The organism is Leifsonia sp. NPDC102414, from assembly GCF_044765685.1.
Classification (GTDB): Bacteria; Actinomycetota; Actinomycetes; order Actinomycetales; family Microbacteriaceae; genus Leifsonia.
Genome location: NZ_JBIWKN010000001.1, coordinates 1,299,873 through 1,326,121, shown reverse-complemented (window position 1 = coordinate 1,326,121; position 26,249 = coordinate 1,299,873). Strand labels below are relative to the sequence as shown.

Below are 26,249 nucleotides of genomic sequence, written 5' to 3'. Positions count from 1 at the left end.
ATCAGGCCGCCATCGTGGTGTCCGGCCGCGCGGCGAGCATGCGCTCCAGCGCGACCCGCGCGGGCTCCGCCACCTCAGGTCCGACCTGGATGCGGTTCAGCACCTCGCCGCGCACCAGCCCCTCCAGCACCCAGGCCAGGTAGCCGGGGTGGATGCGGTACATGGTCGAGCACGGGCAGACCACCGAGTCGAGGCAGAAGATGGTGTGCTGCGGGAACTGCGCCGCCAGCCGCTGCACCAGGTTGATCTCGGTGCCGATCGCGAACGTCGACCCTGCGGGGGCGGCCGCGATGGCCTTGACGATGTAGTCGGTCGAGCCGTACTCGTCCGCGGCGTCGACGACGGCCATCGGGCACTCCGGGTGCACGATCACGCGCACGCCGGGGAACTCGGCGCGGGCGTGCTCGATCTGACCGACCGTGAAGCGCTTGTGCACGGAGCAGAAGCCGTGCCAGAGGATGACCCGTGCATCCTGCAGGGTGTCCTCGTCGCTGCCGCCGAGCGGCTTGCGCGGGTTCCACAGCGGCATCTGCTCGACGGGCACGCCCATCGCCTTCGCCGTGTTGCGGCCGAGGTGCTGGTCGGGGAAGAACAGGACGCGCTGGCCGCGCTCGAACGCCCACTTCAGCACGGTCTCTGCGTTGGACGAGGTGCAGACGATGCCGCCGTGCTCACCGCAGAAGCCCTTGAGCGCCGCAGAGGAGTTCATATAGGTGACAGGGATGACGGGAACGCGGCCGTCCGCATCCGGCTCGGTGCCGTACAGCTCCTCGAGCTGCTCCCAGCACTCGGTCACCGAGTCGATGTCGGCCATGTCGGCCATCGAGCACCCGGCGGCGAGGTTCGGCAGGATGACCGCCTGCTCCGGCCGGGAGATGATGTCGGCGGTCTCCGCCATGAAGTGCACGCCGCAGAAGACGATCGCCTCCGCCTCCGGCTTGGCCTTGGCAGCGTTGGCGAGCTGGAACGAGTCGCCGACGAAGTCCGCGTACTGCACCACCTCGTCGCGCTGGTAGAAGTGGCCGAGGGTCACCACCCGGTCGCCGAGGGTGGCCTTCGCGGCCATGATGCGGTCGTGCAGTTCCTCCGCGGAGGCGGTGCGGTACTCGTCGGGCAGCTCGCCCTGGCGGGGAGCATCCACCGGGATGGGATCGGCCATCGACGCGCCTGGGCCGTACGAGGGCGCCAGGGAGTCGAACGTCCACGGGGCGTCGACGAGGTCGGGGGTGCAGGTCTCGCCGTTCAGCTCGCCGGTGGCGATGAGCTGGATGGTGGTGTCGACCGAGGCGATGGTGCTCATTCTTCTCTACTCTCGAACGGGTGCTGCTGCTGGTGTCGATGCGGGGGACGAAGCTGCGGGGGATGTTGGTGCTGGGGATGTGGCTGCTGGGGGTGCGAACGGATGCTGCTGGCGGGGGAGCGGGCCGGCGTCGGCCAGGTCGATGGAGTCGTTGTACCGGTAGAGGCGCGGCGGCCGGTGCCTGGTGCCGGTGAGGTACTGGTCGGTGGCGACCACGGCGCCGGAGCCCTCGATGGTGCGCCGGAAGTTGGCGGGGTCGAGCGGCCGGCCGAGCACGGCCTCGTGCACCTCGCGGAGCTGGGCGAGGGTGAACGTCTCGCCGAGGAAGGCGTGCGCGATGCGCGAGTACTCCATCTTCGTGCGCAGCCGCCAGAGGGCGTACTCGACGATGAGCTTGTGGTCGAAGGCGAGGCTCGGCAGGTCGTCCGCTGGGAACCAGCGCACGTTCTCGCCGACGCTCGCGAGCGCGGCCTCCTCGCTGCGGACCAGCGCCCAGTAGACGATCGAGACGACGCGCTCAGCGCCCGTCGAGCGGGAGGCGTCGCCGAACGCGTAGAGCTGCTCCAGGTAGCGCGGGGTGAGTCCGGTGGTGTCGTTGAGGGTGCGGGCGGCGGCGAAGGCGAGATCCTCCTCGCCGTGCAGCGGCCCGCCCGGCAGCGCCCAGCATCCCTCGAACGGCTGGCGAACGCGGCGGACGAGCGGAAGCCACACGCTCGCGATGTCGCCGGTCTGGTCGTCGTTGCGGAGCGAGAAGATCACCGTGGACACGGCGAGCACCGCGCTGACGCGCTCACTGTTCGCTGCCATGCGGCCCCTCCCTCACTAAAAGTCACCGTGACCCTAAGGTGCACTCATCTTAGTGTCATCTCGACCAGAACCACAAACCCCACGTTCGACCCTCTGGGATGGACGCAAGCCATGTCACATATTTGTCGCTATGCTTCCTCTGCAGTAATGTGTGAAAATGTTTGGAGGGCAGATGGTCAGATCGGTCGGTGTCGATGCGGATCAGTTGAGGGCGGGCGCGAAAGCGCTGAAGGGCGCCGTCACCGGATCTCGTCCGTCGGCGGATGAGTCCGACGGGTTCGGCGCATCGGTCGCTTTGGGCGCTGTGAGCAGGTTCGAGGGCTACTGGGTCCGCGGTCAGTCGACGATCGATGAGCTGGTCGCAGGGCTCGGCGGCGCTCTTGACCTGGCGGCGGATACGTATCTTCGTCGGGATGCGGCGGATGCCCACGCGTTCCGGAGCGATCGGGGCGGCTTTCATGGGTTCTAGATGGGCGGACTGGTCGCCGGTCGGGTTCGACACGGATCCGGCGCCGGGTGATCAGGACATGGTGGAGGCCCTGGTCGTTCACTTGCGCACCTGGTCGGGCAGGCTCGAGCGTCAGTCGGTGGTGGCGAGACAGGTGCTGGACACGAACCTCGGGGCGTCGTCGTGGTCGGGGCTGGCCGCTGACGTGTTCTCTGCTCGGTTGCGCGCACTGGAGGCTGCAGCGGCGCAGGCGGCTGCACGGCACACCGAGGGCGTCGAGGCGGCGACCAGATGGTCGTCGTCGATGATGTTCGCGCAGGGTGACGCGGATCGTGCGTTGCGCGACGCTGAGGAGGCGCTGGCAGATCTGGAAGCGGCCGAGGCGTCGGTGGCGGCGCTGGGCGCCGAGCAGGCTGCGTTGTCGGCGGCGTTGCGGGCGCTGGAGAAGGCGTACAACTCGCGCGAGAAGCCTGCGCCGGGGTCCTCTGCTCCTGGGCATGGGGAGGTGACGTCTGCCCGGCTGCGGGAGCAGGACGCGAGCGACAAGCTGGCGAGCGCGCGCTTCACGGTAGAAGACGCGCAGGAGCGGCTGGATGACGCCAAGCGGAGAGCCGAGCGGGCGAGGCGGGAGTACAGCGAGGCAGAGAAGACCTTCGCTGACGCTCTGGACGCTGCGTTGCATGGAGCGTTGGCGCCTGTTCAGCAGCCGGAGCTGCAGGCATTCGCGTCGGTCGTCGGCAAGCTCTCGCACATTTCCGTCTCTGCGAGCGTGAACGCGTCCCTGATGGCCACGTTGCAGCGTTTGACTCCCGAGGAGTTGGCAGCGCTCGAGGCGTCCAATCCGAAGCTCGTCCAGCAGTTCTGGGAGCATCCACCGTCCGCGGGCCAGGTCGCGAAATGGTGGTCGAGCCTCGGGGACGAGGCGAAGGACGCGTTCGAGACGGCGGCGCCTGGCGTCTTGGGCAACCTGGCCGGGCTGCCGTACGGGGTTCGCGACCGTTGCAATCGCGCCGTCTACGAAGTGGCGCTGCTGCGCGCGATCAGCCTGACTCCGGAGCAGCGGAAGGTGCTGGTCGCTCTTGAGAAGATCCTTGCCGACCCGTCAGCATCGTTGGTGTCCCTCAACCTGGACGCGACGGTGCCGATGGTCGCGGTCGGGTACGGCGACCTGGACACAGCGGACACGGTGACGTGGGCGGCTCCCGGGATGAACTCCGACGCGGCGGATGCGACCGAAGGCTGGTCGCGCGCCGCGAGAAACCTGAACCGCGAACAGAGGCATCTTGATGGTGCTCGTTCACATGCTGTGGTGGGGTGGTTGGGGTATGACACTCCGGATCTGGTGAGTGTGAGCACTCCGGCGTCGGCGCAGGACGGGTCGTGGCGGTTCGCGAACGAACTGGACGGGACGCACGCCACCCGTTCGGCGTCTGCGTCCGCGTCGTTCCCGTGTGTGTCGGTGGTGGCTCATTCGTACGGGACGACGATGGCCGCGGATGCGTTGACACGGGTCACACACGCGGTGGATTCGTTCACGATGCTGGGATCGGCGGGGATCGACACGCAGGTGGTCACGTCCTTGTCGGATCTCCGGGTGAAGCAGGCGGGCGAACAGCCCGCGATCTACACCACATCGGCTCAGTTGGACTTCCTCGCGCCGTTCGGTTCGGCGGTGGGCGGGCGTGCGGAACCGAACCCCGAGGCGCTTGCCAATCCGGGGACGCTTTTCGCAATGCCGGTGACGGGGTTGACCATGCCGAAGTCGATGAGTGGTGCGCAGTCGTTCTCGTCCGAGGGGACGGTTCTGCCGAGCGGTGAAGTGTTGAAGCAGACCAAGGGCCACGGCGTCTTGGGTGAGAACACGGACGGGCCGAACGCCCTCAACGGGATCGCACCGGAAGGCTCCGGCTACTTCGACAAGGGAACGGAGGCCTTGCGGAACGCGAGCTATACAACGATCGGTCTGCCCGACAACGTAGCCGGTGGCTTGAGGTCCACCCGATGAGTTGGAGGCCGGCAGAGTTCGTTGCTTGCTTCGAGAAGATGTGTGCCGTGGCTGCTGCCGCAGCAGTGGTGATGTCGGTTTTGGGAGGGTGTGTGTCTGTTCCTGTTTTGAGTGATCCTGTTCCGCAGACTCCGGGTGCGCCGCAGAAGACGATCACGGAGTTGTTGACGCAGTGGGCGAATCTCACCGACGCTGCGATCGCTGCGACCGGTGTCACGGAGGGCTGGTTCCGTGGCGCGATCCTGGACGGCAAGCCCTGGGATCCGGCCGCAGAGGAAGTCGCCCTGTCGCCGTGTGGGACGGTCGGGGCGAAGACCGCTCACCAGGTCGACGCCGACGTGATGCATGCTGCGTTCGAGGAGGACCCGCATCCGATTGCGGACAAGCTCACCGCGTATTGGGAGAGCGAAGGGTTCACGGTGACGCGCACCGTCGATTGGACCTCGCCCTCCGGCAAAATGGATGTCTCGATCCGTGCTGTGCGATCGGACGGGGTGTATTACGGACTCACCGCTACAAGCACTCAAGTGGCCATCGATGTTTCGTCGGAGTGCTCTACCGATCCCTCCATCGACACGTGGGCGCGTGAGAAGTCGCTGCGGAATCCGCGCTCACCGTCTCCAACGCCGTCTCCGTCGCCTGCTGCCGGGGCGGATGCCCCCGCAGCGGGCGCCGATGAGTGGTTCTCGTGGATGTGACTCGGCTACGACGGACCGTGCCAGGCCCGACCTGGCATGGGTCACAGAGTGTTGCGACCGTCATGGGTCGACTGGCGGGGGCGTGTGCCGCAGCAGCCGTGGTGGTGTCGGCTTTGGGAGGGTGTGTGTCTGTTCCTGTTTTGAGTGATCCTGTTCCGCAGACTCCGGGTGCGCCGCAGAAGACGATCACGGAGTTGTTGACGCAGTGGGCGAATCTCACCGACGCTGCGATCGCTGCGACCGGTGTCACGGACGGCTGGTTCCGCGGGCCGATCCAGGATCAGAGGCCGTGGGATCCGGCCGCGGAAGACGTGAGTCTGCCACCGTGTGGGACGGTCGGGTCAAAGACGGCTCACCAGGTGAGCAACAATGTGACGCATGCTGCGTTCGAGGAGGACCCGCATCCGATTGCGGACAAGCTCACCGCGTATTGGGAGAGCGAAGGGTTCACGGTGACGCGCACCGTCGATTGGACCTCGCCCTCCGGCAAAATGGATGTCTCGATCCGTGCCGTGCGGTCGGACGGCGTGTTCTACGGACTTGGCGTCACCAGCACGATCGTCTCCATCGATGTTTCGTCGGAGTGCTCTACCGATCCCTCCATCGACACGTGGGCGCGTGAGAAGTCGCTGCGGAATCCGCGCTCACCGTCTCCAACCCCGTCTCCGTCGCCTGCCGACCTCGAGCAGGCCACGCTGTCGCTGTCGTTGAGGGCGTTGGAGAAGCCCTGACAACCCCTGACAACCCCCGCGAGACGCCCGCGTGCGGTGTCTTCGGCGCCTGTGCATACAGACGTGACACCTGACCCGGGGCGATCCAGCGCAGGCGCGGCGCGTCGGATATGCTGGGCGCGCAGCACAGAAACTGAATACTGGGCCAATCGAGGTCGATGCGGGAGAGCCGGGAGCGCGAGAGCGCACAGCCGGCACCGAAGGAGCAATCCTCCCCGACAATCTCTCAGGTACGCGTACCGCATCGGACTGGCCACTCTGAAAAGCAGGACGACGACACGATCGCCGTCCTCGCCCACGGTGAAAGCCGCGCGTCAGCGCGGTGAAACTCTCAGGCCGGATGACAGAGGGGGAGTTCTCACACAGCCGCATCGCGGTCTGTGCCCAACTCCCGGCGACGGCCGGCGAATCGGAGAACTCAATGACCTCGCACGAATCGGACCGCCTCTCCCCGCTGCACGACGCCCACCAGGCGGCCGGGGCATCCTTCACGGACTTCGCCGGCTGGCAGATGCCCGTCCGCTACTCCAGCGACCTGGCGGAGCACCACGCTGTCCGGGATGCCGCAGGACTCTTCGACCTCTCGCACATGGCGGAGATCGTCGTCCTCGGCCCGGAGGCAGGAGCAGCGCTCGACTACGCGCTCGCCGGCAAGCTGTCCGCCATCGGCATCGACCAGGCCAAGTACAGCCTGCTGCTGTCGCGCTCCGGCGGCATCGTGGACGACCTGGTCGTCTACCGCACCGGTGAGGACCGCTACATGGTGGTCGCCAACGCGGCCAACCGCTACCAGGTGGTCGAGGAGCTGCGGGCGCGCACGGCGCCGTTCGACGCCGAGGTGTTCGACGAGAGCGACGACATCGCGCTGATCGCGGTGCAGGGTCCCGCCGCGCTGTCCATCCTGAGCGCGACTCCCGGCTTCGCCATCGAAGGCGGCTCGTACGACGGCGACGACGTGGCCGCCCGCCTCGACGGCCTCAAGTACTACTGGTCCATCCCGGCGCTGTACGAAGCGCATCCCGTGCTGATCGCGCGCACCGGGTACACGGGCGAGGACGGCTTCGAGCTGTACCTCGCGCCGGACAACGCCCCCCAGCTCTGGGACGCGCTGCTGGAGGCGGGAGCAGAGCAGGGCCTCGTCCCGGCCGGGCTCGCCAGCCGCGACACCCTCCGCCTCGAAGCGGGGATGCCGCTGTACGGCCACGAGCTCGGCCTCGACACCTACCCTGCGCAGGCCGGACTCGGCCGCGTCGTCAACCTCGCGAAGGACACCGACTTCGTCGGGCGTGCCGCCAGCGAGGACGGCCCGGACGCAGAGGCTCCCGTGCTCGTCGGCCTGATGGGCCACGGCAAGCGCGCCGCCCGCGCCGGATACCCGGTGTACGCGACGAGCGAGACGGACGGCGGAGACGCATCCGTCGGTGTGGTCACCTCCGGCGCACTCTCCCCGACCATCGGCGTGCCGATCGCGATGGCGTATGTCGCCCCTCGCTACGCCCGCCCAGGCACAGAACTGCACGTCGACATCCGCGGCAACCGTCTCGGATACACCGTCACCGCCCTCCCCTTCTACAGCAGAAAGAAGCGCTAGCCATGGCCGCAGAACAGGACCTCAAATACACCGCAGAGCACGAGTGGATCCTCGTGGACGGCGACGTCGCGACGGTCGGCATCACCGCGTACGCGGCCGAGAAGCTGGGCGACGTGGTGTTCGTCGAGCTGCCGGAGGTCGGCAGCGAGCTGGCCGAGGGCAAGGTCGTCGGCGAGATCGAGTCGACCAAGTCGGTCGGCGAGCTGTTCGCCCCTGTCGACGGCACGGTCACCGAGATCAACGACGCCGTCGTGGATGCGCCGGAGCTCGTCAACAGCGACCCGTTCGGTGACGGCTGGCTCGTCAAGATCGCCTTCACCGCTCTCCCCACTCTTCTCAGCTACGACGAATACGCCGCCCTCACGGGCGAGTGAGGCATCAGCACTTCCATGACTGAACTCTTCCAGACGCGTCACATCGGCACCGGTGACGACGCGCAGCGCTCCATGCTGTCCTCCATCGGCTACGAGACGGTCGCCGACCTGGTCACCGCCGCCGTGCCGGACACGATCCGCGTCGACCCGGGCTACGAGTCCGTGCTTCCCGCGGCGGCCAGCGAGCGCGCGGCGCTCCGCGAGCTGCGCGCCCTGGCGGCGCAGAACACCGTCAACCGGTCGCTGATCGGCCTCGGGTACTACGGCACCATCACGCCGGCCGTGATCAAGCGCAACGTGCTGGAGAACCCGAGCTGGTACACGGCGTACACGCCGTACCAGCCGGAGATCTCGCAGGGACGCCTGGAAGCGCTGATCAACTTCCAGACGATGGTCGCCGACCTCACCGGCCTCGACACCGCAAACGCGTCGATGCTGGACGAGGGAACAGCCGTCGTCGAGGGGATGCTGCTGGCCCGCCGCGCATCCAAGGTGAAGTCGGCGAGGTTCGTCGTCGACGCGGACACCTTCCCGCAGACGCTCGCGCTGCTGCGCAACCGGGCGGATGCGGTCGGCATCGAGCTCGTCGTGCTCGACCTGGCAGCCACCCCGGCCGACTCCGCCGAGCTGGCCGACGCGTTCGGGCTGTTCGTGCAGTACCCTGGCGCATCCGGCCGGGTCTGGAACCCGGCTGATGTCATCGCCTCGGCCAAGGCAGGGGGAGCGGTGGTCGTGGCCGCGGCCGACCTGCTCGCGCTCACCCAGCTCCGCTCGCCAGGCGAGCTCGGCGCAGACGTCGCTGTCGGCACCAGCCAGCGCCTCGGTGTGCCGATGGGCTTCGGCGGCCCGCACGCCGGCTTCATGGCCGTGCGCTCCGGCCTGGAGCGCCAGCTTCCCGGCCGCCTCGTCGGCGTGTCCCAGGATGCGGTGGGCAAGCCGGCGTACCGGCTCACGCTGCAGACCCGCGAGCAGCACATCCGCCGCGAGAAGGCCACCTCGAACATCTGCACCGCCCAGGTGCTGCTCGCCGTCATGGCCGCGATGTACGCGGTCTACCACGGCCCGCGCGGGCTCAAGGCGATCGGCCGGCGGGTGCACCTCACCGCGGCGACCACCGCGACCGTGCTCCGCGAGCGCGGCGTCGACGTAATCTCCGAGTCGTTCTTCGACACCATCCAGGTGCGGGTCGCCGACGCAGCCGCGACGGTCGCCGCCGCCCACGAGCGCGGCATCCTGCTGCACGCGGCAGACGCATCCACTGTCTCCCTGAGCTTCGACGAGGAGGTCGCGGCCGACCTCGCTGAGGGGTCGACGCTGTTCGCGGACCTGCTCTCCGTGTTCGGCGCGGACGCCGCCGCAGACGAAGCAGGCACGGACGGCTCCGACGTCAGGATGATCGACGGCGTCCCATCGTTCGACCACACCCTGCTCCGGTCCAGCGCCTACCTGACCCACCCCGTCTTCAACACGCATCACTCCGAGACGGCCATGATGCGGTACCTCAAGTACCTCGCCGACAAGGACTACGCGCTCGACCGCGGCATGATCCCGCTCGGCTCATGCACGATGAAGCTCAACGCCGCCACCGAGATGGAGGCCGTCACCTGGCCGGAGTTCGCCGGGCTGCACCCGTACGCGCCCGCTGACGACGTTCGCGGCTCCCTCGCGCTCATCGACCAGCTCGAGACCTGGCTCGCCGACGTGACGGGCTACGACTCCGTCTCGCTGCAGCCGAACGCAGGAAGCCAGGGCGAGCTCGCCGGACTGCTCGCGATCCGCGGATACCACCGCTCGCGCGGCGACCTCGCGCGCACGGTCTGCCTCATCCCGCAGAGCGCCCACGGCACCAACGCGGCGTCGGCGGTCCTCGCCGGGATGTCCGTGGTGGTCGTCGCCTGCGATGAGCTCGGCAACGTCGACCTCGACGACCTCCGCGCGAAGATCGCCGAGCACGCGGACACCCTCGCCGCGCTCATGATCACGTACCCGTCCACGCACGGCGTGTACGAGCACGAGGTCGTCGCGATCACCCAGGCGGTACACGACGCGGGCGGCCAGGTCTACGTCGACGGCGCCAACCTGAACGCCCTCCTCGGCTACGCCCGCTTCGGCGACTTCGGCGGAGACGTCAGCCACCTCAACCTGCACAAGACGTTCTGCATCCCGCACGGCGGCGGCGGACCGGGCGTCGGCCCCGTCGCGGCGAAGGCGCACCTCGCGCCGTTCCTGCCAGGCCACCCGCTCGCTCAGGATGCGACGCACCCGCTGTCGTCGGCGAGCGGTTCGGCAGGGGAGCGCGTCGAGCACGCGGGCGGTCCGGTGTCGAGCGCGCCGTACGGGAGTCCGAGCATCCTGCCGATCAGCTGGGCGTACGTCCGGATGATGGGCGCCTCCGGCCTCCGGGATGCGACGGGTGCTGCCGTCCTCGCGGCCAACTACGTCGCCGTCAAGCTCCGCGACTCCTTCCCGGTGCTCTACGCGGGCGACAACGGCCTCGTGGCGCACGAGTGCATCCTGGACCTGCGGCCGCTGACCGAGCAGACCGGCGTGACCGTCGACGACGTGGCCAAGCGCCTCATCGACTACGGCTTCCACGCCCCGACGATGAGCTTCCCCGTCGCGGGCACGCTGATGGTCGAGCCGACGGAGAGCGAAGACCTCGGCGAGCTCGACAGGTTCGTCGCCGCGATGATCGCCATCCGCGCCGAGGCGGACGCCGTCGCCGCGGGGGACTGGCCGGCCGACGACAACCCGCTGCGCGGCGCCCCGCACACCGCGGAGTCCGTCATCTCCGGCGAGTGGACGCACGCGTACTCCCGCGAGCAGGCCGTCTACCCGGTTCCTGGCCTGGTCCGTTCCAAGTACTGGCCACCCGTCCGCCGCATCGACCAGGCATACGGCGACCGCAACCTCTTCTGCGCCTGCCCGCCTCCCGAGGCCTTCGCCTAGTCGCCCAAACCATCGAGTCCGAACTTATTCACGCCCTCACCCGGCGTGTCGCGTGAATAAGTTCGGACTCGATTGCTGGTTAAGCGAAGATGTGCGGCCAGAGGGCGACGGCGAGCGGGTAGCCGACGAACGAGACGATGTCGATGACGACGTGGGCGACGACGAGCGGCATCACGCGGCCCCAGCGGGTATAGCACCAGCCGAAGACGACGCCCATGATCGCGTTGCCGACGAACGGCCCGAAGCCCTGGTAGAGGTGGTAGCTCCCGCGCAGCAGGGCGGCGGAGACGATGATGGTCCACTTCCCCCAGCCGAGCTGCCGCAGCCGGGTGAACAGGTAGCCGACGATGATGACCTCTTCCTGCAGGCCGGCGCGCAGCGCGGCGAACACCAGGATGGGAACGGTCCACCAGTGCGTGTCCAGCGGAGACGCCTGCACCTGCACGGTCACCCCGACCACCCGGCCGAGGGCGTAGAACAGGATGCCGGGGATGCCGATCGCGAGGAACAGGAGCATCCCGCCACCGAGGTCGGGAAGCGGCCTGGTCAGATCGAACCCGATCCGTCGGAATCCGCTGCGCTCCCGCTGCCAGAGCAGGAAGATCACCAGCGCGACGGCGAACAGCGGGAAGAGGTTGCCGAGGAACTGGTAGGTGAAGTCCAGCCACTCCCTGGTGCTCTGCGACGGGTTGACCTGCGCCGTCTGGTCAGCCAGCGGCGTCGTGTCCGTGGCCCGCGCGACGATCTCGACGATCGAGTAGACAGCGGATGCGCCGAGCGACAGCCCGAGGACGATCGCGATCTCCCACCACAGCCGCGGGCGCTGTGCGCGTTCGAGCGGAATCTCGGCGGACCAGGGGGTTTCACGGCTCATAGAGGCATCCTGCCAGGTCTTGGACGACGGCCCCTGGATGCGCTTTGTCCTGTCTGAACGGGCGGAAGCGGTCGATTCGTTGCACCACGCGGTCGAAAATCGCCGTTCTTGTGTGCATCGTGCAATTTTCCGCTAACCGAGTTACCACTGTGTAACGTTTTGCCGCCCCGTTTTGCATTCAAACCGTGCGATACCTAGGGTCATTCTTATCCAGCGCGGTCCGGACGCACTCGCATGTCCGCGGCCGACGCACACTTCGCACAGGAGGAACATTGCACATCAAGGGAAGAAAGGTCAGGTACGCGGTCAGCGCGGTCGCCGTCGCCGGCGTCGCAGCGCTTGCACTGTCAGCCTGCACCACGTCCGGCAGCACCGGTGGATCCACCGCTGCGCAGGGCGGCTCCGTGTCGGTCGCTGTCGTGAACGACTTCACGTCGTTCAACTCGCAGACGCCGCAGGGCAACCTGGACACCAACGGCCAGGTCGGCTACCTCGACGGCTCGTACGGAACCGGGTTCCAGTACATCGACAACAACTACAAGATCGTCCACGACGACAAGTTCGGCAAGTTCGAGAAGCTCTCGGACGACCCGCTGACGGTCAAGTACACGTTGAACAAGGCCGACAAGTGGTCAGATGGCCAGCCCGTCACTGCTGACGACATGGTGCTCGCCTGGGCGATCGCATCCGGTTACTACGACTCGTCGACCACCGACGACCAGGGCAACGTCACCAAGGGAACCCAGTACTTCACGATCGCTGGTTCCACGGCGGGTCTCGACACGACCGCCTTCCCGACGGTCGGCGACAACAACACGTCGATCACCCTGAAGTACGGCACCCCGTACGTCGACTGGGAGCTCGTCAACCCGATCGCGCAGCCCGCGCACATCGTCGCCAAGAAGGCGGGCCTGTCATCGGCCGCCGACCTGACGAAGCTGCTCAAGGGCCTGCAGAAGGGCGACAAGGACAACCCTGCCGCTCCGGACGCCACGCTCAAGAAGGCTGCTGACTTCGTCAACACCGGCTACGACGTGACCGCGTTCCCGACCGACAAGGACCTCCTGGTCTCCTCCGGACCGTTCGTGGTCTCCGGCTGGACCCCCGGTCAGTCGCTCACGATGGTGAAGAACAAGTACTACGCCGGTGGACTCAAGCCGAACGTGGACAAGATCGTCTTCCGCATCATCCCTGACGCGAACGCACAGGTCACCGCTCTCCAGAACGGTGAGGTCGACATCATCAACCCGCAGGCCTCCGCCGACACGATCACCGCGCTGAAGAACACCAGCGCCAAGGTCCTCACCGGTGCTCAGGCCTCGTACGACCACCTCGACCTCAACTTCGGCTCGCAGACGTTCGCGGACCCGAAGGTGCGCGAGGCGTTCCTGAAGACGATCCCGCGTCAGCAGATCCTCGACTCGATCGTCACCCCTGTCGACTCGAAGGCCAAGGTCCTCGACTCGCAGATCTTCCTGCCCAACCAGGAACAGTACGCGGACACCGTGAAGATGAACGGTTCTGACAAGTTCGCCAAGGTCGACATCGACGGCGCCAAGGCGCTGCTCGCCGGTGCCACCCCGACGGTCAGGATCCTCTACAACACGAACAACCCGAACCGTGTCGACGAGTTCCAGGCCATCTCGGCCTCGGCCTCCAAGGCCGGCTTCAAGGTCGTCGACGCTGGATCGCCCGACTGGAGCAAGCTCCTCCCGGGTGGCGACTACGACGCTTCGCTCTTCGGCTGGATCAGCCCTGGTGCAGGCACGTCGCAGATCCCGCAGCTGTTCACCACCAACGGTGGCGGTAACTACAACCGTTACTCGGCGGCGAACGACCTCGCTGTGAAGTCGCAGACGACGCTTGACCCGTCCGAGCTGACCAAGATCGAGCAGCAGATCGACGCGAAGACCTTCGCAGACGGATACGGCCTCCCGCTGTTCCAGCTGCCCGGTGTCTTCGGCGCCACCGCTCGTGTGGAAGGCGTGAAGTACAACGGCGGACAGTCCGGTCCGTTCTGGAACTTCTGGGAGTGGTCGGTCAAGTCCTCCACCGCGAAGTAACCAGCTCCAACAGTGAGAGTGCCCGGGTGAACCCCGGGCACTCTCCTGCCGCGGGGCGTCGGCGGTTCCGTCGACGCCCCGTATCATGTAGTCGGTGGACGAGACCCGTTCATCCATTCCGATACGCGTCGACGCGGGCCGAGTGCCCGCCACCCCCGAGCCGGCGCGCACTGTCAGTGAGGTTTTCAACCTATGGCGAGTTTCATCCTGAGACGCCTTCTCGTCTCGGTGCTCATCATCATCGCCGCATCGTTCCTGATGTACATGCTGGTCGCGTACAGCGCAGACCCGCTCCAGGACCTGCGGAGCAGCAATTCCCCCAACAAGACTCAGCTCATCAACGCCAGGATCCAACTCCTGCAGCTCGACGTCCCCCCGCCGCTGCGTTGGCTTCTGTGGCTCGGAGGTGCGGCCAAGTGCCTCATCCCGTTCGCGAACGCGTGTGACCTCGGCTCCACGATCTCGAACGCTCAGGTCGTCGACATCCTGCCGCAGGCTCTCGCATCGACCATCCAGCTCGTCACGGTCGCGCTCATCCTCGCGATCCTGCTCGGTGTCACCATCGGTATCGTCACCGCCCTTCGCCAGTACAGCGGACTCGACAACGTCGTCACGTTCCTCAGCTTCTTCCTGTACTCGCTCCCGGCGTTCCTCGTGGCCGTGCTCCTCAAGGAGTTCGTCGCGATCGGCTTCAACAACTTCCTCGCGAAACCGACGATCCAATGGTGGGTCGCCGGCCTCATAGGACTGGTGGCCGGCCTCATCTGGCAGTCGCTGATCGGCGGCGACATGAGGCGGCGTGTGACCACGTTCCTCATCTCCGGCGTCGCGACGGCCGGAATCCTGCTGCTGATGTCCGCGACGGACTGGTTCCTCAAGCCCGGCCTCGGCCCGGTGGTGATGATCATCCTCGTGGCGGCCATCGTCCTCGGCACGACCGCCCTGATCTCCGGCCTGCAGAACCGCAGGGCGCTGCTCACGGCCGCGATCACCGGCGCGATCACGATCGTCTGCTACTTCGCGCTGCAGCCGCTGTTCGACATCTCGTCGGTCGCGACCATCATCATCCTGATCGTCGTCGCCATCGTGGTCAGCCTCGCCATCGGCTACTTCGTCGGAGGCTACGACCGCGGTCAGAACATGCGGGTCGGCGTCATCGTCACCATCGCGTCCGGCGCCCTCGTGCTGCTCGACCGCTTCATGCAGGCGTGGCCGCAGTACTTCCAGGACACCAACGGCCGCCCGATCGCGACCGTCGGTTCGTCGACGCCCGGGCTGTCCGGTGACATCTGGGAGACGGGGCTCGACACGTTCACCCACCTGGCGCTGCCGACCGTCGCGCTGCTGCTGATCTCGTTCGCGTCGTACACCAGGTACTCCCGCGCCGGGATGCTCGAAGTCCTCAACCAGGACTTCATCCGCACCGCGCGCGCCAAGGGTCTGCCCGAGCGCACCGTCGTCGTCCGTCACGCCTTCCGCAACATGCTGATCCCGATCACCACCCTGGTGGCGTTCGATGTCGGCGCACTGCTCGGTGGCGCGATCATCACGGAGCGCGTGTTCGCGATCCCCGGGATGGGTTCGCTGTTCAACGCCGGACTCCAGCGCGGTGACCTCAACCCGGTGATGGCCTACTTCGTCGTGATCGCCGCCATGGCCATTCTGTTCAACTTCCTCGCGGACCTCGCGTATGCCGCACTCGACCCGAGAGTGAGGGTCCGATAATGTCCAGCACCGAACCCATGATCGCCGACGAGCTGCAGGCGCCGACCGCACCACCGGTCAGCCAGGGCAAGCTCATCTGGAAGCGGTTCCTGTCCAACAAGGTCGCCGTCATCAGCGCGATCCTGTTCATCGTCATCATCCTGTTCTCGATCTCCGCGATCGGCATCGGAAACATCCACGGCTGGTGGAAGTACGACTACAAGGAGCTGAACGACCAGGTCAAGCAGGGGTCACCGACGCTCGAGCACCCGTTCGGACAGGACCGCATCGGCAAGGACTACTTCGCCCTCGTCATGCGCGGCATCCAGAACTCCGTGCTGGTGATGATCATCATCGGCGTCATCGCGAGTGTGCTCGGCGTCTTCGTCGGCGCGGTCGCGGGGTACTTCCGCGGCATCGTCGATGCCATCCTGATGCGCATCACCGACGTGTTCATCGTCATCCCCGCCCTCGTGATCGGCTCGGTCGTCGGGCACTGGACCGGAGGCCTCGGCGCTCCGTTCCTCGCCCTGATGCTCGGCTTCTTCTCCTGGATGGGCATCGCACGTCTGGTCCGAGGCGAGTTCCTCTCACTCCGAGAGCGTGAGTTCGTCGAGGCGGCGCGCGTCGCCGGTGCCTCCGACATGCGGATCATCTTCAAGCACATCCTGCCGAACGCCATCGGCGTCGTGATCGTTTCGTCGACGCTGATCATGGCCGCTGCCATCCTGCTCGAGACGGCGCTGTCCTTCCTCGGCTACGGCATCCGCCCGCCGGACGCGTCGCTCGGTCTCCTGATCAGCTCGAACGAGTCGGCCTTCCAGACCCGTCCGTGGCTGTTCTGGTGGCCTGGCGCGTTCATCGTGACCCTCGCCCTGCTCGTCAACTTCGTCGGCGACGGTCTCCGGGATGCGTTCGACCCGCGCCACCGCCGGTTCAACCTGCGCAAGATGCGCGAGGAGGAGCCGGAGCCGGGCGAGGGCGACGCAGGAACCCCGAAGACCGGAGCGGCCATCGCGGAGGACGTGCTGTGACCAGCGCCGTCCTCGCCCTGCCCCTCGCCGCCGTGACCCTCTGGTCAGGCGAGGAGCAGGGCGGCGATCGTGCCGGCGAGCAGCAGCACCAGGGCCGACAGGCTCACCAGGTGCCAGCGGACCGTCACGGGCGTCTCGTCGGCGATCCCCGCCTCGAGCGCTCCGCTGTCGCGGAGCTGCGTCCACTGGCGGCGCACCACCTCGGCGGCGGCGCCGGACGGAGTGGACAGCAGATCGCCCGGCCGGCGCACGCTGTCGGCGACGCTCGGCTTGCCGACGCGTCCCTTGGTCTCGCTGCGGGTCGCCCTGAGCGTCCTGGACGTTCCAGGCGCAGGCAGCGACCAGACGGCGTACTTGTGGCCGGGCGTGTAGAGCGTCAGCGCGAACTTCGTGTCGACGTTGATGAGCGCCTCCCACGGGATCTGGACGGTGCTCGTCACGTTGACCACCGTCAGGCCGTCGCGGGCGACGACGAACAGGGGACGCCACAGCGTCACCCACGCCAGCAGCGCGAAGAAGGCGCACGGCGCGATGTACAGCAGCCGCTGATCGTGGATGCTCACCAGCAGTCCGATGGTCAGCGCGGCACAGGCCGCCCAGATCAGGACGGCAACGACCCGGTTGAACCGGGAGACGAACACCTCGCGTTCGTCGGCGGAGGCGTAAGGCATGTGACCATGCTCTCACCCCTCGCGCCCTCGGACGGCGACCGGAGACGCCGGGCGATCCCCGGCGCTCGCGAAAGGAACAGCACATCATGACCGACAACACCAACGGTCAGGCGGGCGTCGTGAGCGACGCCGCCGTTCTCCAGGTCACCGACCTGTCGGTGGACTTCGGCGTCGACAACGTCTGGGTCCCGGCTGCCAAGAAGCTCAACTACTCGATCAGGGCGGGCGAGGTGCTGGCGATCGTCGGCGAGTCCGGCTCTGGCAAGAGTGCGAGCTCGATGGCGATCCTCGACCTCCTGCCGGAGAACTCGCGCGTGCGGGGGAGCATCAAGCTGGAGGGGCGCGAGCTCACCGGCCTCAACCCGCAGCAGATGCGCCGCGTGCGCGGACGCCAGGTTTCCGTGATCTTCCAGGAGCCGATGACGGCGCTGAACCCCGTATACACGGTGGGCTTCCAGATCGTGGAGACCCTGCGCATCCACTTCGGGATGTCGCCGCACGAGGCGAAGGAGCGTGCGCTCGAGCTGCTCGGCATGGTCGAGCTGCCCGACCCGGTGAAGGCGTTCAACTCGTACCCCCACCAGCTCTCCGGCGGCCAGCGTCAGCGCGCGATGATCGCGCAGTCGATCTCCTGCGACCCGAAGCTGCTCATCGCCGACGAGCCGACCACCGCGCTCGACGTGACGGTCCAGGCCGAGATCCTGGAGCTGCTGCGTTCGCTGCGCGACCGTCTCGACAGCGCCATCCTGCTGATCACCCACGACATGGGCGTCGTCGCCGACCTGGCGGACAACATCGTCGTGATGCGCAAGGGCGACATCGTCGAGTCCGGCACCGTCGCCGAGGTCTTCGCTAACCCGCAGCACCCGTACACCATCGCCCTGCTGGAGGCGGTGCCCCACCTCGGTCAGCGCGAGGACGAGGAGATCGACACCACGGCGGCCCTCGCCGCAGGCACGGAGAACCCGGACGCCGCGTTCGCAGAGCGCATCCGGGTGAACGAGCGCATCGCCGCCGAGGAGCACACCAAGTCCGAGATGGACAAGCGCAAGGTCGTCGTCGACTTCCAGAACGTGGCCATCGAGTACCCGAAGCACGGCCGCGTTCCCGCGTTCCGCGCGGCGAGCGACATCGACCTGCAGATCCACGAGGGCGAGGTCGTCGGCCTGGTCGGCGAGTCCGGCTCAGGAAAGACCACGCTCGGCCGCTCGGCCATCGGGCTGCTGCCCATCCACTCCGGCAAGCTGGTCGTCGCCGGTCAGGACATCAGCAACGCGAACCGCGACGAGATCCGCAAGCTGCACCGCAACGTCGGCATCGTGTTCCAGGACCCGTCGTCGTCGCTGAACCCGCGTCTGCAGATCTCCGACTCGATCGGCGAGCCGCTGCGGCTCGCCAAGGGACTGAAGGGCCAGGAGCTCGCGAAGGAGGTCGACCGCCTCCTCGACAGCGTCGAGCTGCCGCTCGCGTACCGCAGCCGCTTCCCGCACGAGCTCTCCGGCGGCCAGAAGCAGCGCGTCGGCATCGCCCGCGCACTGTCGCTGAAGCCGCAGGTGCTGATCGCCGACGAGCCGACCAGCGCGCTCGACGTCTCCGTTCAGGCCCGCGTCCTCGATCTGATGCAGAACCTGCAGCGCGAGATGAACTTCGCCTGCCTCTTCATCACGCACGACCTCGCCGTCATCGACGTGCTCGCCGACCGCATCGCGGTGATGCACCACGGCAACCTGGTCGAGGTCGGAACGCGCAATGAGATCCTGCGCTACCCGAAGGAGGCGTACACGCAACGCCTCCTCGCCGCGGTGCCGCTGCCGGACCCCGACCAGCAGCGCGCCCGCCGCACGCTGCGGCTGGAACTGCTGGCCGCCGGTTCCGACGAGGCCGTCGTGCCCGCCGTCGAGCTGCAGGAGCCTGAGCCCCCGGTGGCGCAGGGACTGTAGCGAGGGCGGATCACCGCATCCACCAGAGGGGCCCGGCGCTGAGTGCGTCGGGCCCTTGGTCGTTCCCCTGATAGAATGGACCGTTCCCCACTTATCCTTCTGACGAGAGTCGAGTCTGCACGCATGTCCGAGAACGCCGTCGCCCACCGCGATGATCTGCGCAATGTCGCAATCGTCGCCCACGTCGACCACGGCAAGACCACGCTGGTCGACGCCATGCTCCGGCAGACGAATTCGTTCGGCGACCACGAACACGTCGAAGAGCGTGCCATGGACTCCAACGAGCTCGAGCGCGAGAAGGGCATCACGATCCTCGCCAAGAACACGGCGATCTCGTACAAGGGCAAGCACGCCACCAACGGCCCCATCACGATCAACGTGATCGACACCCCCGGCCACGCCGACTTCGGTGGAGAGGTCGAGCGCGGCCTGTCGATGGTCGACGGCGTCGTGCTGCTCGTCGACGCGTCGGAGGGTCCGCTTCCGCAGACCCGCTTCGTGCTGCGCAAGGCGCTCGAGGCCAAGCTGCCCGTCATCCTCGCCGTCAACAAGACCGACCGCGCAGACGCCCGCATCGAGGAGGTCGTGAGCGAGAGCCAGGACCTCCTGCTCGGCCTCGCCAGCGACATGGCCGACGACGTGCCGGACCTCGACCTGGATGCGATCCTCGACGTCCCCGTCGTCTACGCCTCCGGCCGCGCGGGCGCTGCGAGCCGCAACCAGCCCGCCAACGGCGAGCTGCCGGACAACGACGACCTGGAGCCGCTGTTCGAGGCCATCCTCGAGCACATCCCCGCTCCCACCTACGACCCGAGCGCTCCGCTGCAGGCACACGTCACCAACCTCGACGCCTCGCCGTTCCTCGGCCGCCTCGCGCTGCTGCGCATCTTCAACGGCACCCTCAAGAAGGGCCAGACCGTCGCCTGGGTGCGCCACGACGGCGACGTGCACAACGTGCGCGTGACCGAGCTGATGATCACGAAGGCCCTCGACCGCTACCCGGCCGAGAGCGCCGGCCCTGGCGACATCGTCGCCGTCGCCGGTTTCGCCGACATCATGATCGGCGACACCCTCGCCGACCCGGAGGACATCCGCGCCCTTCCGGCCATCCACGTGGATGAGCCGGCCATCTCGATGACGATCGGCACGAACACCTCGCCGCTCGTCGGCAAGGTGAAGGGCCACAAGCTCACCGCGCGCATGGTCAAGGACCGTCTCGACCGCGAGCTGGTCGGCAACGTCTCGCTCCGCGTGCTCGACATCGGGCGTCCTGACGCGTGGGAGGTCCAGGGCCGTGGAGAGCTCGCGCTCGCCATCCTGGTCGAGCAGATGCGCCGCGAGGGCTACGAGCTCACCGTCGGCAAACCGCAGGTGGTCACCAAGCGCGTCGACGGCAAGCTGCAGGAGCCGTTCGAGCACCTCACGATCGACGCGCCGGAGGAGTACCTCGGCGCCATCACGCAGCTCCTCGCCGCCCGCAAGGGCCGCATGGAGAACATGGCGAACCACGGCACCGGCTGGGTCCGCATGGAGTTCATCGTCCCGTCGCGCGGCCTGATCGGCTTCCGCACCGAGTTCCTCACGACCACGCGTGGAACCGGCATCGCCAACGCGATCGGTCACGGCTACGACGACTGGGCCGGCCAGATCGTCACCCGCAGCAACGGTTCCATCGTGGCCGACCGCTCCGGTGTGGTCACCCCGTTCGCCATCATCGCTCTGCAGGAGCGCATGACGTTCTTCGTGAACCCCACGGAGGAGGTCTACGAGGGCATGGTCATCGGTGAGAACTCGCGTGCAGACGACATGGACGTGAACATCACCAAGGAGAAGAAGCTGACCAACATGCGTCAGTCGACCGCGGACAACTTCGAGTCGATGACGCCGTCGCGCCAGCTGACGCTCGAGGAGTGCCTCGAGTTCGCCCGCGAGGACGAGTGCGTCGAGGTCACCCCGGAGGCCGTCCGCATCCGCAAGGTCGAGCTCGACTCGAACGCGCGTGCCCGCGCCACCTCGCGTCTGAAGAAGCAGGACCAGAACGCCTGATCGAACGTACCCTTGACCTGACGGCTCGCACGGCGGGCCGTCAGGAAGGGGCGATCGTGAAGCGATCCAGGATGCTCGTGGGCGTTCCGCTCGCGATCGTGCTCGCCCTCGGCGTCACGCCGGCGCTGACGGGCTGCGGCATCGAGGGCATCGTCAAGGACGCCACGGGCGGCAACGTCGACATCGGCGGAAAGAAGGTCCCTGCCGACTTCCCGTCCGCTGTCCCGCTCTACGACGGCGACGTGGTGCTCGGCGCCTCCGTCGGCTCCGGCGACGCCGAAGTCTGGAACGTCACGGTGAAGCTCCCGGACGCGAAGGCGTACCAGGACATCCAGAAGCAGCTCGCGGACGCCGGTTTCACCGGCGAGTTCGGCGCCACCTCGCCGGACGGCGGTGGCACAGGCACCTTCGCGAGCGACGCATACGGCGTGCTCGTCGTGGTCACCTCGGCCGGCATCAACGGCTGGGTCGCCAACTACTCCGTCTCCCGCACCCCCGCATCCACCCCTGCCCCCACCCCCTGAACAATCGAGCCCGGACTTCTGCACGCGACACGCCGGGTGTAGGCGTGCAGAAGTCCCGGCTCGATGGTCAGGCGAAGAGGGTGGCGCCGACGTAGGAGCCGGAACGGGCACCGGGCGGCACGGCGAAGATGCCGGAGCCGACGTGCTTGACGTACTCGTTCATGGCGTCGTTCTTCGCGAGCTGCATCTGGATCGGGATGAACTGCTTCCGCGGGTCGCTCTGGAACGCGATGAAGAACAGCCCGGCGTTGAGCCGGCCGAGCTCGTCGTTCCCGTCCACGAAGTTGTAGCCGCGGCGCAGAAGCTGGGCGCCGTTGTTGGTCTTCGGATGCGCGAGCCTGACGTGCGAGTCCGGGTCGATCTTGGTGCCGCCGGTGGGGGAGAGTGCGATGAAGTTCGGTTCGCTGAACTCGGTGCCGCCGGAGAGCGGAGCGCCCTCGCCCTTGTCACGGCCGATGATGCGCTCCTGCTCGCCGAGCTGTTGCCTGTCCCAGGTCTCGATGACCATGCGGATCTTGCGCGCCACCAGGTAGGAGCCCCCGCGCATCCACTGGTCGTCGCCGCCCGAGCCTGCCCACACCTGGTCGGCGACCACCGCTGTGTCCTCCGACTTGATGTTCGCCGTGCCGTCCTTGAACCCGAACAGGTTGCGCGGCGTGGTCTGGCTGCGCGAGGTGGACGACGTGCGTCCGAAACCGAGCTGCGACCAGCGGATGGTCGCGCGCCCGAACGCGATCCGGGACAGGTTGCGGATCGCGTGCACCGCCACCTGAGGGTCGTCGCTGCACGCCTGCACGCAGAGGTCGCCTCCGACGAGCGCGTCCTGCAGGGCGTCGCCGGGGAAGTGCGGCAGGTCGACGAGCGCGGCAGGCCGACGGGATGCGATCCCGAACCGGTCGTGCCCGTCCGCCGTCTCGAACAGGGTCGGCCCGAACCCGAAGGTGAGAGTGAGACCGCCCGCAGGCAGGTCGAGAGCTTCGCCGGTGTCGTCCGGGGGCGCATCCACGGGGCCGCTCGCCGGTCCGTACTTCCCGGCCGGTCGCCCCTGAGTCATCCGCGCGCCGGCGGTGGTCCAGTCCTGCAGGAGTTCGACGAGGCCGGCGCGGTCGAGGCCGTCGACGACGTCGAAGGTCGCGAAGTGCAGCCTGTCCTGCGCCGGCGTCGTGATCCCGGCCTGGTGCTCTCCGTAGAACGGGTATGTCGCCGACGAGTCGGTGGATGCGCCGAGCACCGTCCTGTCGACGGCGATTCCCGCTCCGACGCCCACCACGCCGGCGCCGACCGCAGCGCCGGCCAGGCCGAGAAGCCCGCGGCGGGAGAGGCCGGACGTGCTGCCGGTCTCTCCCGCCGCTGGCGCGTTCTCGTTGCCGGTCTCCGAAGTCACCCGCAGACCTACTTGACGATGATCGAGGTGAGCTGGCTAAGCGGCTCGCTGAGGGCGTTGACCTCGTCGGACAGCTCCTTCACCTGGGAGGTGCTCAGCTCGGCGTAGCTCACGTAGCCGTCGCCCGACTTGTACTGGTCGAGCAGCGTGGTGATCGCGGCGAACTCGGTGTCGAGCTGGGCGACGACCTTCTTGCCGTTCGCTCCCTTGCCCTCCGCGATGTCGCGGACGATGCCGTACGCGACCTGCGCGCCTTCGACGTTGGCCTGGAAGTCCCACAGGTCCGTGTGCGAGAAGGTCTCCTCCTCGCCGGTGATCTTGCTGCGGGAGACCTCCTCCATCAGGCCGATGGCGCCGTTGGAGATCTGGTCGATGGTGAGGCTGAAGTTCTTCGCGTACACCAGGTCGTAGAGCTTCTGCGTGTCGGCGACGAGCTGGTCGCCGAGCACCTTCCGGCCGGCGGAGTCGGAGGGCGTGAAGCCGGCGGGAGCCCAGAGATCCTTCTCGATGCGGTGCCAGCCCGTCCAGTTCTGCCCTGCCTCCAGGTCGGCCTCGCGCAGGTCGATGGCGGGGTCGATGTCTCCGAACTGCTCGGCGGTCGGCTCGATGCGCTCGTAGAACGCCCGCGCAGCAGGGTACTGGGTGCGCGCGGCGGCGTCGTCCCCTGCCTCGTACGCCTTGGCGAAGGCCTGCGTCGCGGTGAGGAGCTGGCCGCTCTGGTCCTTGACGTATGAGATGTAGTTGGTGACGGCCTGCGAGACCTGCTTGCTCTCGCTGGCGGAGGTGGTGGTGTCCTTGCCCTTGGTGACGCTGAACTTCGTCAGCGAGGTCGGGCTGCCGACCATGCCCTTCTTGCAGGCGGTGTAGTAGCTGCCCTCGGCGAGCTGGACGACGTAGTTGACCGTGGTGCCTGGCCCGACGTTCTCCTTCTCGCCCGCGATGCGCAGTTTGTCGTCCGCGAGCACCTCGAACTCGTTGACGTCCGTTCCGGTGTTGGTGACCTGGAACGTCACGGCGCCGCTGGGAGCGGTGGCGGTGGAGACGGTGCACTTCTCGTCGTTCAGCGTGACGCTGATCGCCTCGGCGTCGGCAGACGCCTTGTTGGGCACGCAGCCGGTGAGGGCGATCGCGATGGTGGCGGCGCCGATGGTTCCGGCGAGGACGCCGAAGGTGCGGGATCGTGGCATGGGGGTGCTTTCTCGTGCAGGAGGATGCGTCAGTGCGGCGCGGTTCAGGATGCTGTGGTGCGGGGGAGAGGGGAGGTGCTGCTCGCGGCCATGCTGCTCGACGCGCTGCTGCTGGATGCGCCGCTGCTGGATGCGCTGCTGCTGGATGCGGTCGCCTGGTGCTGCTGCACCGAATCCGGTGTCGTCGTCGCGGGTTTCGCGGGTTTCGCGGACGCGCGGTGCTGCCGCAGGTAGAACGCGGACACGATCACGACGTATGCGAGCCAGCCGAACACCTGCAGCCAGGTGGGCGACGGGTTGAAGTTCACGATGCCGGTCAGGAAGGTGCCGTACCAGCTGGAGGAGGGGATGATGCCGCTGATGTCGTACGCGTGGACCCCCGCGCCGGGAAGCACGCCGGCCTCCTGCAGGTCGCCGATGCCGTATGCGAGCACGCCGCCGGCCACCAGGATAAGGAACGCCCCTGTCCAGGTGAAGAAGGTCCCGAGGTTGATCTTGACCATGCCGCGGTAGATGAGCGCGCCGATCACGACCGCCGTGAGGATACCGAGCAGCGCGCCGACGACCGGCTCCCACCCGCCACCGACGCTGGCGACCGTGGCCCAGACGAACAGCGCCGTCTCGATACCTTCGCGCCCGACGCTCAGCATGGCCAGGATGATGACGCCCCAGCCGGCGCCGACCAGCGCGGAGTCGAGCTTCGACTGCAGGGTCGTCTTCATGCTGCGGGCGGTCTTGCCCATCCAGAACGTCATCCAGGTGACGAAGCCGACGGCGACGAGCGAGAGGCCGCCGCCGAGGATCTCCTGCGCCTGGAAGCTGAGGCCGTACGGCCCCCAGGTGAGCAGAGCGCCGAGGCCGAGCGGCACGACGACCGCGATCCCGATGCCGGCCCAGAGCTTGGAGAGCACGTCGCGGCGTCCGACCTTCACCACGTACGCGATCAGAATCCCGACGACGAGAGATGCTTCGAGACCTTCGCGGAGGCCGATCAGATAGTTCGCGAACACAGAGCACTTTCGGAAGGAGTGGCGGGGGAGGTTGGTAAGGCTAACCTTACCGCCTTCGACCTTAGACAACCGTGCCCAGCATGTCCAGATAGGATTCGAGAATGCTCAGCCGGATCGTCAACTACGTGCTGCTCTTCCTGGTGGGCGCGATCGTCGGTGCGGTCGGCACGGTCGCGCATCCGACCACCGTGACCTGGGGAGTGAGCATCCCGCTCGGCCTCATCGGGTCGCTGACGGCGTACACCGCGATGCTCGTCGGGCTCCGCCTGCTCGGCACCAGCCGCATCCCGGCCCTGGTGGCCGCTATCGGCGCGATCCTGGCCGTACTGCTGTTCTCGCAGAAGAGCGCTGGGGGTTCCGTGCTGATCCAGAACGACCTGCTCGGCCAGCTCTGGCTCGCCGGTCCGATCGTGATCGCCGCCATCGTGATGGCGTGGCCGGACCTGTCGAAGTCGCGACGGCCGCAAACCGCCTGAGCCGCAACGTGCTGAACCGCAAACGCCCTGAGGCGCAAACGACTCGGCGTGGAAACGGCATAAGCTAGACGAGTACAACTCGCGAAGGGAAATACTGCACTGTGACCTACGTCATCGCCCTCCCCTGCGTCGACGTGAAAGACCGGGCCTGTATCGACGAGTGCCCTGTCGATTGCATCTACGAGGGCGAACGGTCGCTCTACATCCACCCGGACGAGTGCGTCGACTGCGGCGCCTGCGAGCCCGTCTGCCCCGTCGAGGCGATCTACTACGAGGACGACCTGCCGGAGCAGTGGGCCGACTACTACAAGGCAAACGTCGAGTTCTTCGACGACATCGGCTCCCCTGGTGGAGCGGCCAAGGTCGGCGTCATCGCCAAGGACCACCCGGTCATCGCAGCCCTGCCTCCGCAGGCCCACTGAGCTCCGGCCCC

Annotated in this window: 21 protein-coding genes and 1 riboswitch; of the genes, 14 read left to right on the top strand and 7 right to left on the bottom strand. The window is 67.4% G+C overall.

The features are described from left to right. Window position 1: 1 nt before the first annotated feature. Both nadA and ACIRCZ_RS06345 read right to left on the bottom strand, forming a co-directional pair. Window positions 2–1,300: a quinolinate synthase NadA gene (gene nadA, locus ACIRCZ_RS06350; protein WP_402850787.1), complete on the bottom strand. Its 1,299-nt coding sequence runs from the start codon at window positions 1,298–1,300 to the stop codon at window positions 2–4. 6 nt (window positions 1,301–1,306) lie between these two features. Beyond that, window positions 1,307–2,107 (bottom strand): NrtR DNA-binding winged helix domain-containing protein, encoded by an 801-nt coding sequence (locus ACIRCZ_RS06345; protein WP_402850784.1) that lies wholly within the window; start codon window positions 2,105–2,107, stop codon window positions 1,307–1,309. A gap of 350 nt (window positions 2,108–2,457) precedes the next feature. Between ACIRCZ_RS06345 and ACIRCZ_RS06340 the strand changes: the two genes are divergently transcribed. The 6 genes from ACIRCZ_RS06340 to gcvP all read left to right on the top strand — a co-directional run bounded on the left by ACIRCZ_RS06340 (window position 2,458) and on the right by gcvP (window position 10,903). Next, a complete protein-coding gene (locus ACIRCZ_RS06340; protein WP_402850781.1) occupies window positions 2,458–4,560 on the top strand; it encodes an alpha/beta hydrolase in 2,103 nt (700 codons plus the stop codon). Window positions 4,561–4,607: 47 nt separating this feature from the next. Beyond that, window positions 4,608–5,258: a hypothetical protein gene (locus ACIRCZ_RS06335; RefSeq protein WP_402850778.1), complete on the top strand. Its 651-nt coding sequence runs from the start codon at window positions 4,608–4,610 to the stop codon at window positions 5,256–5,258. A 125-nt stretch (window positions 5,259–5,383) separates the two neighbouring features. Further along, window positions 5,384–5,989 (top strand): hypothetical protein, encoded by a 606-nt coding sequence (locus ACIRCZ_RS06330; RefSeq protein WP_402850775.1) that lies wholly within the window; start codon window positions 5,384–5,386, stop codon window positions 5,987–5,989. A gap of 151 nt (window positions 5,990–6,140) precedes the next feature. Then, window positions 6,141–6,241, top strand: a riboswitch (glycine riboswitch). Between the two features lie 169 nt (window positions 6,242–6,410). Further along, entirely contained in the window at window positions 6,411–7,580 is a 1,170-nt protein-coding gene (gene gcvT, locus ACIRCZ_RS06325) for a glycine cleavage system aminomethyltransferase GcvT (protein ID WP_402850772.1), read from the top strand. Between the two features lie 2 nt (window positions 7,581–7,582). After that, the gene (gene gcvH / locus ACIRCZ_RS06320) at window positions 7,583–7,954 is read left to right on the top strand and encodes a glycine cleavage system protein GcvH (protein ID WP_402850769.1); all 372 of its coding nucleotides are present in this window, start codon (window positions 7,583–7,585) and stop codon (window positions 7,952–7,954) included. Between the two features lie 15 nt (window positions 7,955–7,969). Continuing rightward, the gene (gene gcvP, locus ACIRCZ_RS06315) at window positions 7,970–10,903 is read left to right on the top strand and encodes an aminomethyl-transferring glycine dehydrogenase (protein WP_402850766.1); all 2,934 of its coding nucleotides are present in this window, start codon (window positions 7,970–7,972) and stop codon (window positions 10,901–10,903) included. Window positions 10,904–10,982: 79 nt separating this feature from the next. Here gcvP and ACIRCZ_RS06310 read toward each other — a convergent pair whose 3' ends face one another. Next, window positions 10,983–11,777 carry a CPBP family intramembrane glutamic endopeptidase gene (locus ACIRCZ_RS06310; protein WP_402850764.1) on the bottom strand — a complete coding sequence of 265 codons (795 nt, stop codon included), beginning with the start codon at window positions 11,775–11,777 and terminating at the stop codon, window positions 10,983–10,985. Between the two features lie 272 nt (window positions 11,778–12,049). Between ACIRCZ_RS06310 and ACIRCZ_RS06305 the strand changes: the two genes are divergently transcribed. The 3 genes from ACIRCZ_RS06305 (at window position 12,050) to ACIRCZ_RS06295 (ending at window position 16,578) form a co-directional block, all read left to right on the top strand. Continuing rightward, window positions 12,050–13,840 carry an ABC transporter family substrate-binding protein gene (locus ACIRCZ_RS06305; protein ID WP_055895701.1) on the top strand — a complete coding sequence of 597 codons (1,791 nt, stop codon included), beginning with the start codon at window positions 12,050–12,052 and terminating at the stop codon, window positions 13,838–13,840. 192 nt (window positions 13,841–14,032) lie between these two features. Further along, the gene (locus tag ACIRCZ_RS06300; RefSeq protein ID WP_055895704.1) at window positions 14,033–15,565 is read left to right on the top strand and encodes an ABC transporter permease; all 1,533 of its coding nucleotides are present in this window, start codon (window positions 14,033–14,035) and stop codon (window positions 15,563–15,565) included. Then, entirely contained in the window at window positions 15,565–16,578 is a 1,014-nt protein-coding gene (locus ACIRCZ_RS06295; protein WP_402850760.1) for an ABC transporter permease, read from the top strand. The genes ACIRCZ_RS06300 and ACIRCZ_RS06295 overlap by 1 nt, the downstream gene beginning before the upstream one ends. A 44-nt stretch (window positions 16,579–16,622) precedes the next feature. Here ACIRCZ_RS06295 and ACIRCZ_RS06290 read toward each other — a convergent pair whose 3' ends face one another. Beyond that, window positions 16,623–17,249 (bottom strand): PH domain-containing protein, encoded by a 627-nt coding sequence (locus ACIRCZ_RS06290; RefSeq protein WP_402850757.1) that lies wholly within the window; start codon window positions 17,247–17,249, stop codon window positions 16,623–16,625. An 86-nt stretch (window positions 17,250–17,335) separates the two neighbouring features. Here ACIRCZ_RS06290 and ACIRCZ_RS06285 point away from each other — a divergent pair, with 86 nt between their 5' ends. The 3 genes from ACIRCZ_RS06285 to ACIRCZ_RS06275 all read left to right on the top strand — a co-directional run bounded on the left by ACIRCZ_RS06285 (window position 17,336) and on the right by ACIRCZ_RS06275 (window position 21,759). Then, window positions 17,336–19,189, top strand: coding sequence for an ABC transporter ATP-binding protein (locus ACIRCZ_RS06285; protein ID WP_055895710.1), 1,854 nt, complete (start codon window positions 17,336–17,338; stop codon window positions 19,187–19,189). Between the two features lie 123 nt (window positions 19,190–19,312). After that, window positions 19,313–21,235, top strand: a complete 1,923-nt coding sequence (gene typA, locus ACIRCZ_RS06280; RefSeq protein ID WP_055895712.1) for a translational GTPase TypA — start codon at window positions 19,313–19,315, stop codon at window positions 21,233–21,235. Between the two features lie 56 nt (window positions 21,236–21,291). After that, entirely contained in the window at window positions 21,292–21,759 is a 468-nt protein-coding gene (locus ACIRCZ_RS06275) for a hypothetical protein (RefSeq protein WP_402850753.1), read from the top strand. A gap of 67 nt (window positions 21,760–21,826) precedes the next feature. Here ACIRCZ_RS06275 and efeB read toward each other — a convergent pair whose 3' ends face one another. From efeB to efeU, 3 genes are read right to left on the bottom strand one after another with little or no spacing between them, the layout of a single operon-like run. Continuing rightward, the gene (gene efeB / locus ACIRCZ_RS06270; protein WP_402850750.1) at window positions 21,827–23,143 is read right to left on the bottom strand and encodes an iron uptake transporter deferrochelatase/peroxidase subunit; all 1,317 of its coding nucleotides are present in this window, start codon (window positions 23,141–23,143) and stop codon (window positions 21,827–21,829) included. A gap of 8 nt (window positions 23,144–23,151) precedes the next feature. Further along, window positions 23,152–24,330, bottom strand: coding sequence for an iron uptake system protein EfeO (gene efeO / locus ACIRCZ_RS06265; protein ID WP_402850747.1), 1,179 nt, complete (start codon window positions 24,328–24,330; stop codon window positions 23,152–23,154). 44 nt (window positions 24,331–24,374) lie between these two features. Beyond that, the gene (gene efeU, locus ACIRCZ_RS06260; RefSeq protein ID WP_402850744.1) at window positions 24,375–25,340 is read right to left on the bottom strand and encodes an iron uptake transporter permease EfeU; all 966 of its coding nucleotides are present in this window, start codon (window positions 25,338–25,340) and stop codon (window positions 24,375–24,377) included. Between the two features lie 101 nt (window positions 25,341–25,441). On the opposite strand from efeU, the gene ACIRCZ_RS06255 reads away from it, so the two are divergent. Further along, on the top strand, window positions 25,442–25,816 hold the full coding sequence (locus ACIRCZ_RS06255; protein WP_402850741.1) for a DUF6113 family protein: 375 nt from the start codon (window positions 25,442–25,444) through the stop codon (window positions 25,814–25,816). Window positions 25,817–25,917: 101 nt separating this feature from the next. Continuing rightward, the gene (gene fdxA, locus ACIRCZ_RS06250) at window positions 25,918–26,238 is read left to right on the top strand and encodes a ferredoxin (RefSeq protein WP_055895722.1); all 321 of its coding nucleotides are present in this window, start codon (window positions 25,918–25,920) and stop codon (window positions 26,236–26,238) included. The last annotated feature ends 11 nt before the right edge of the window (window positions 26,239–26,249 follow it).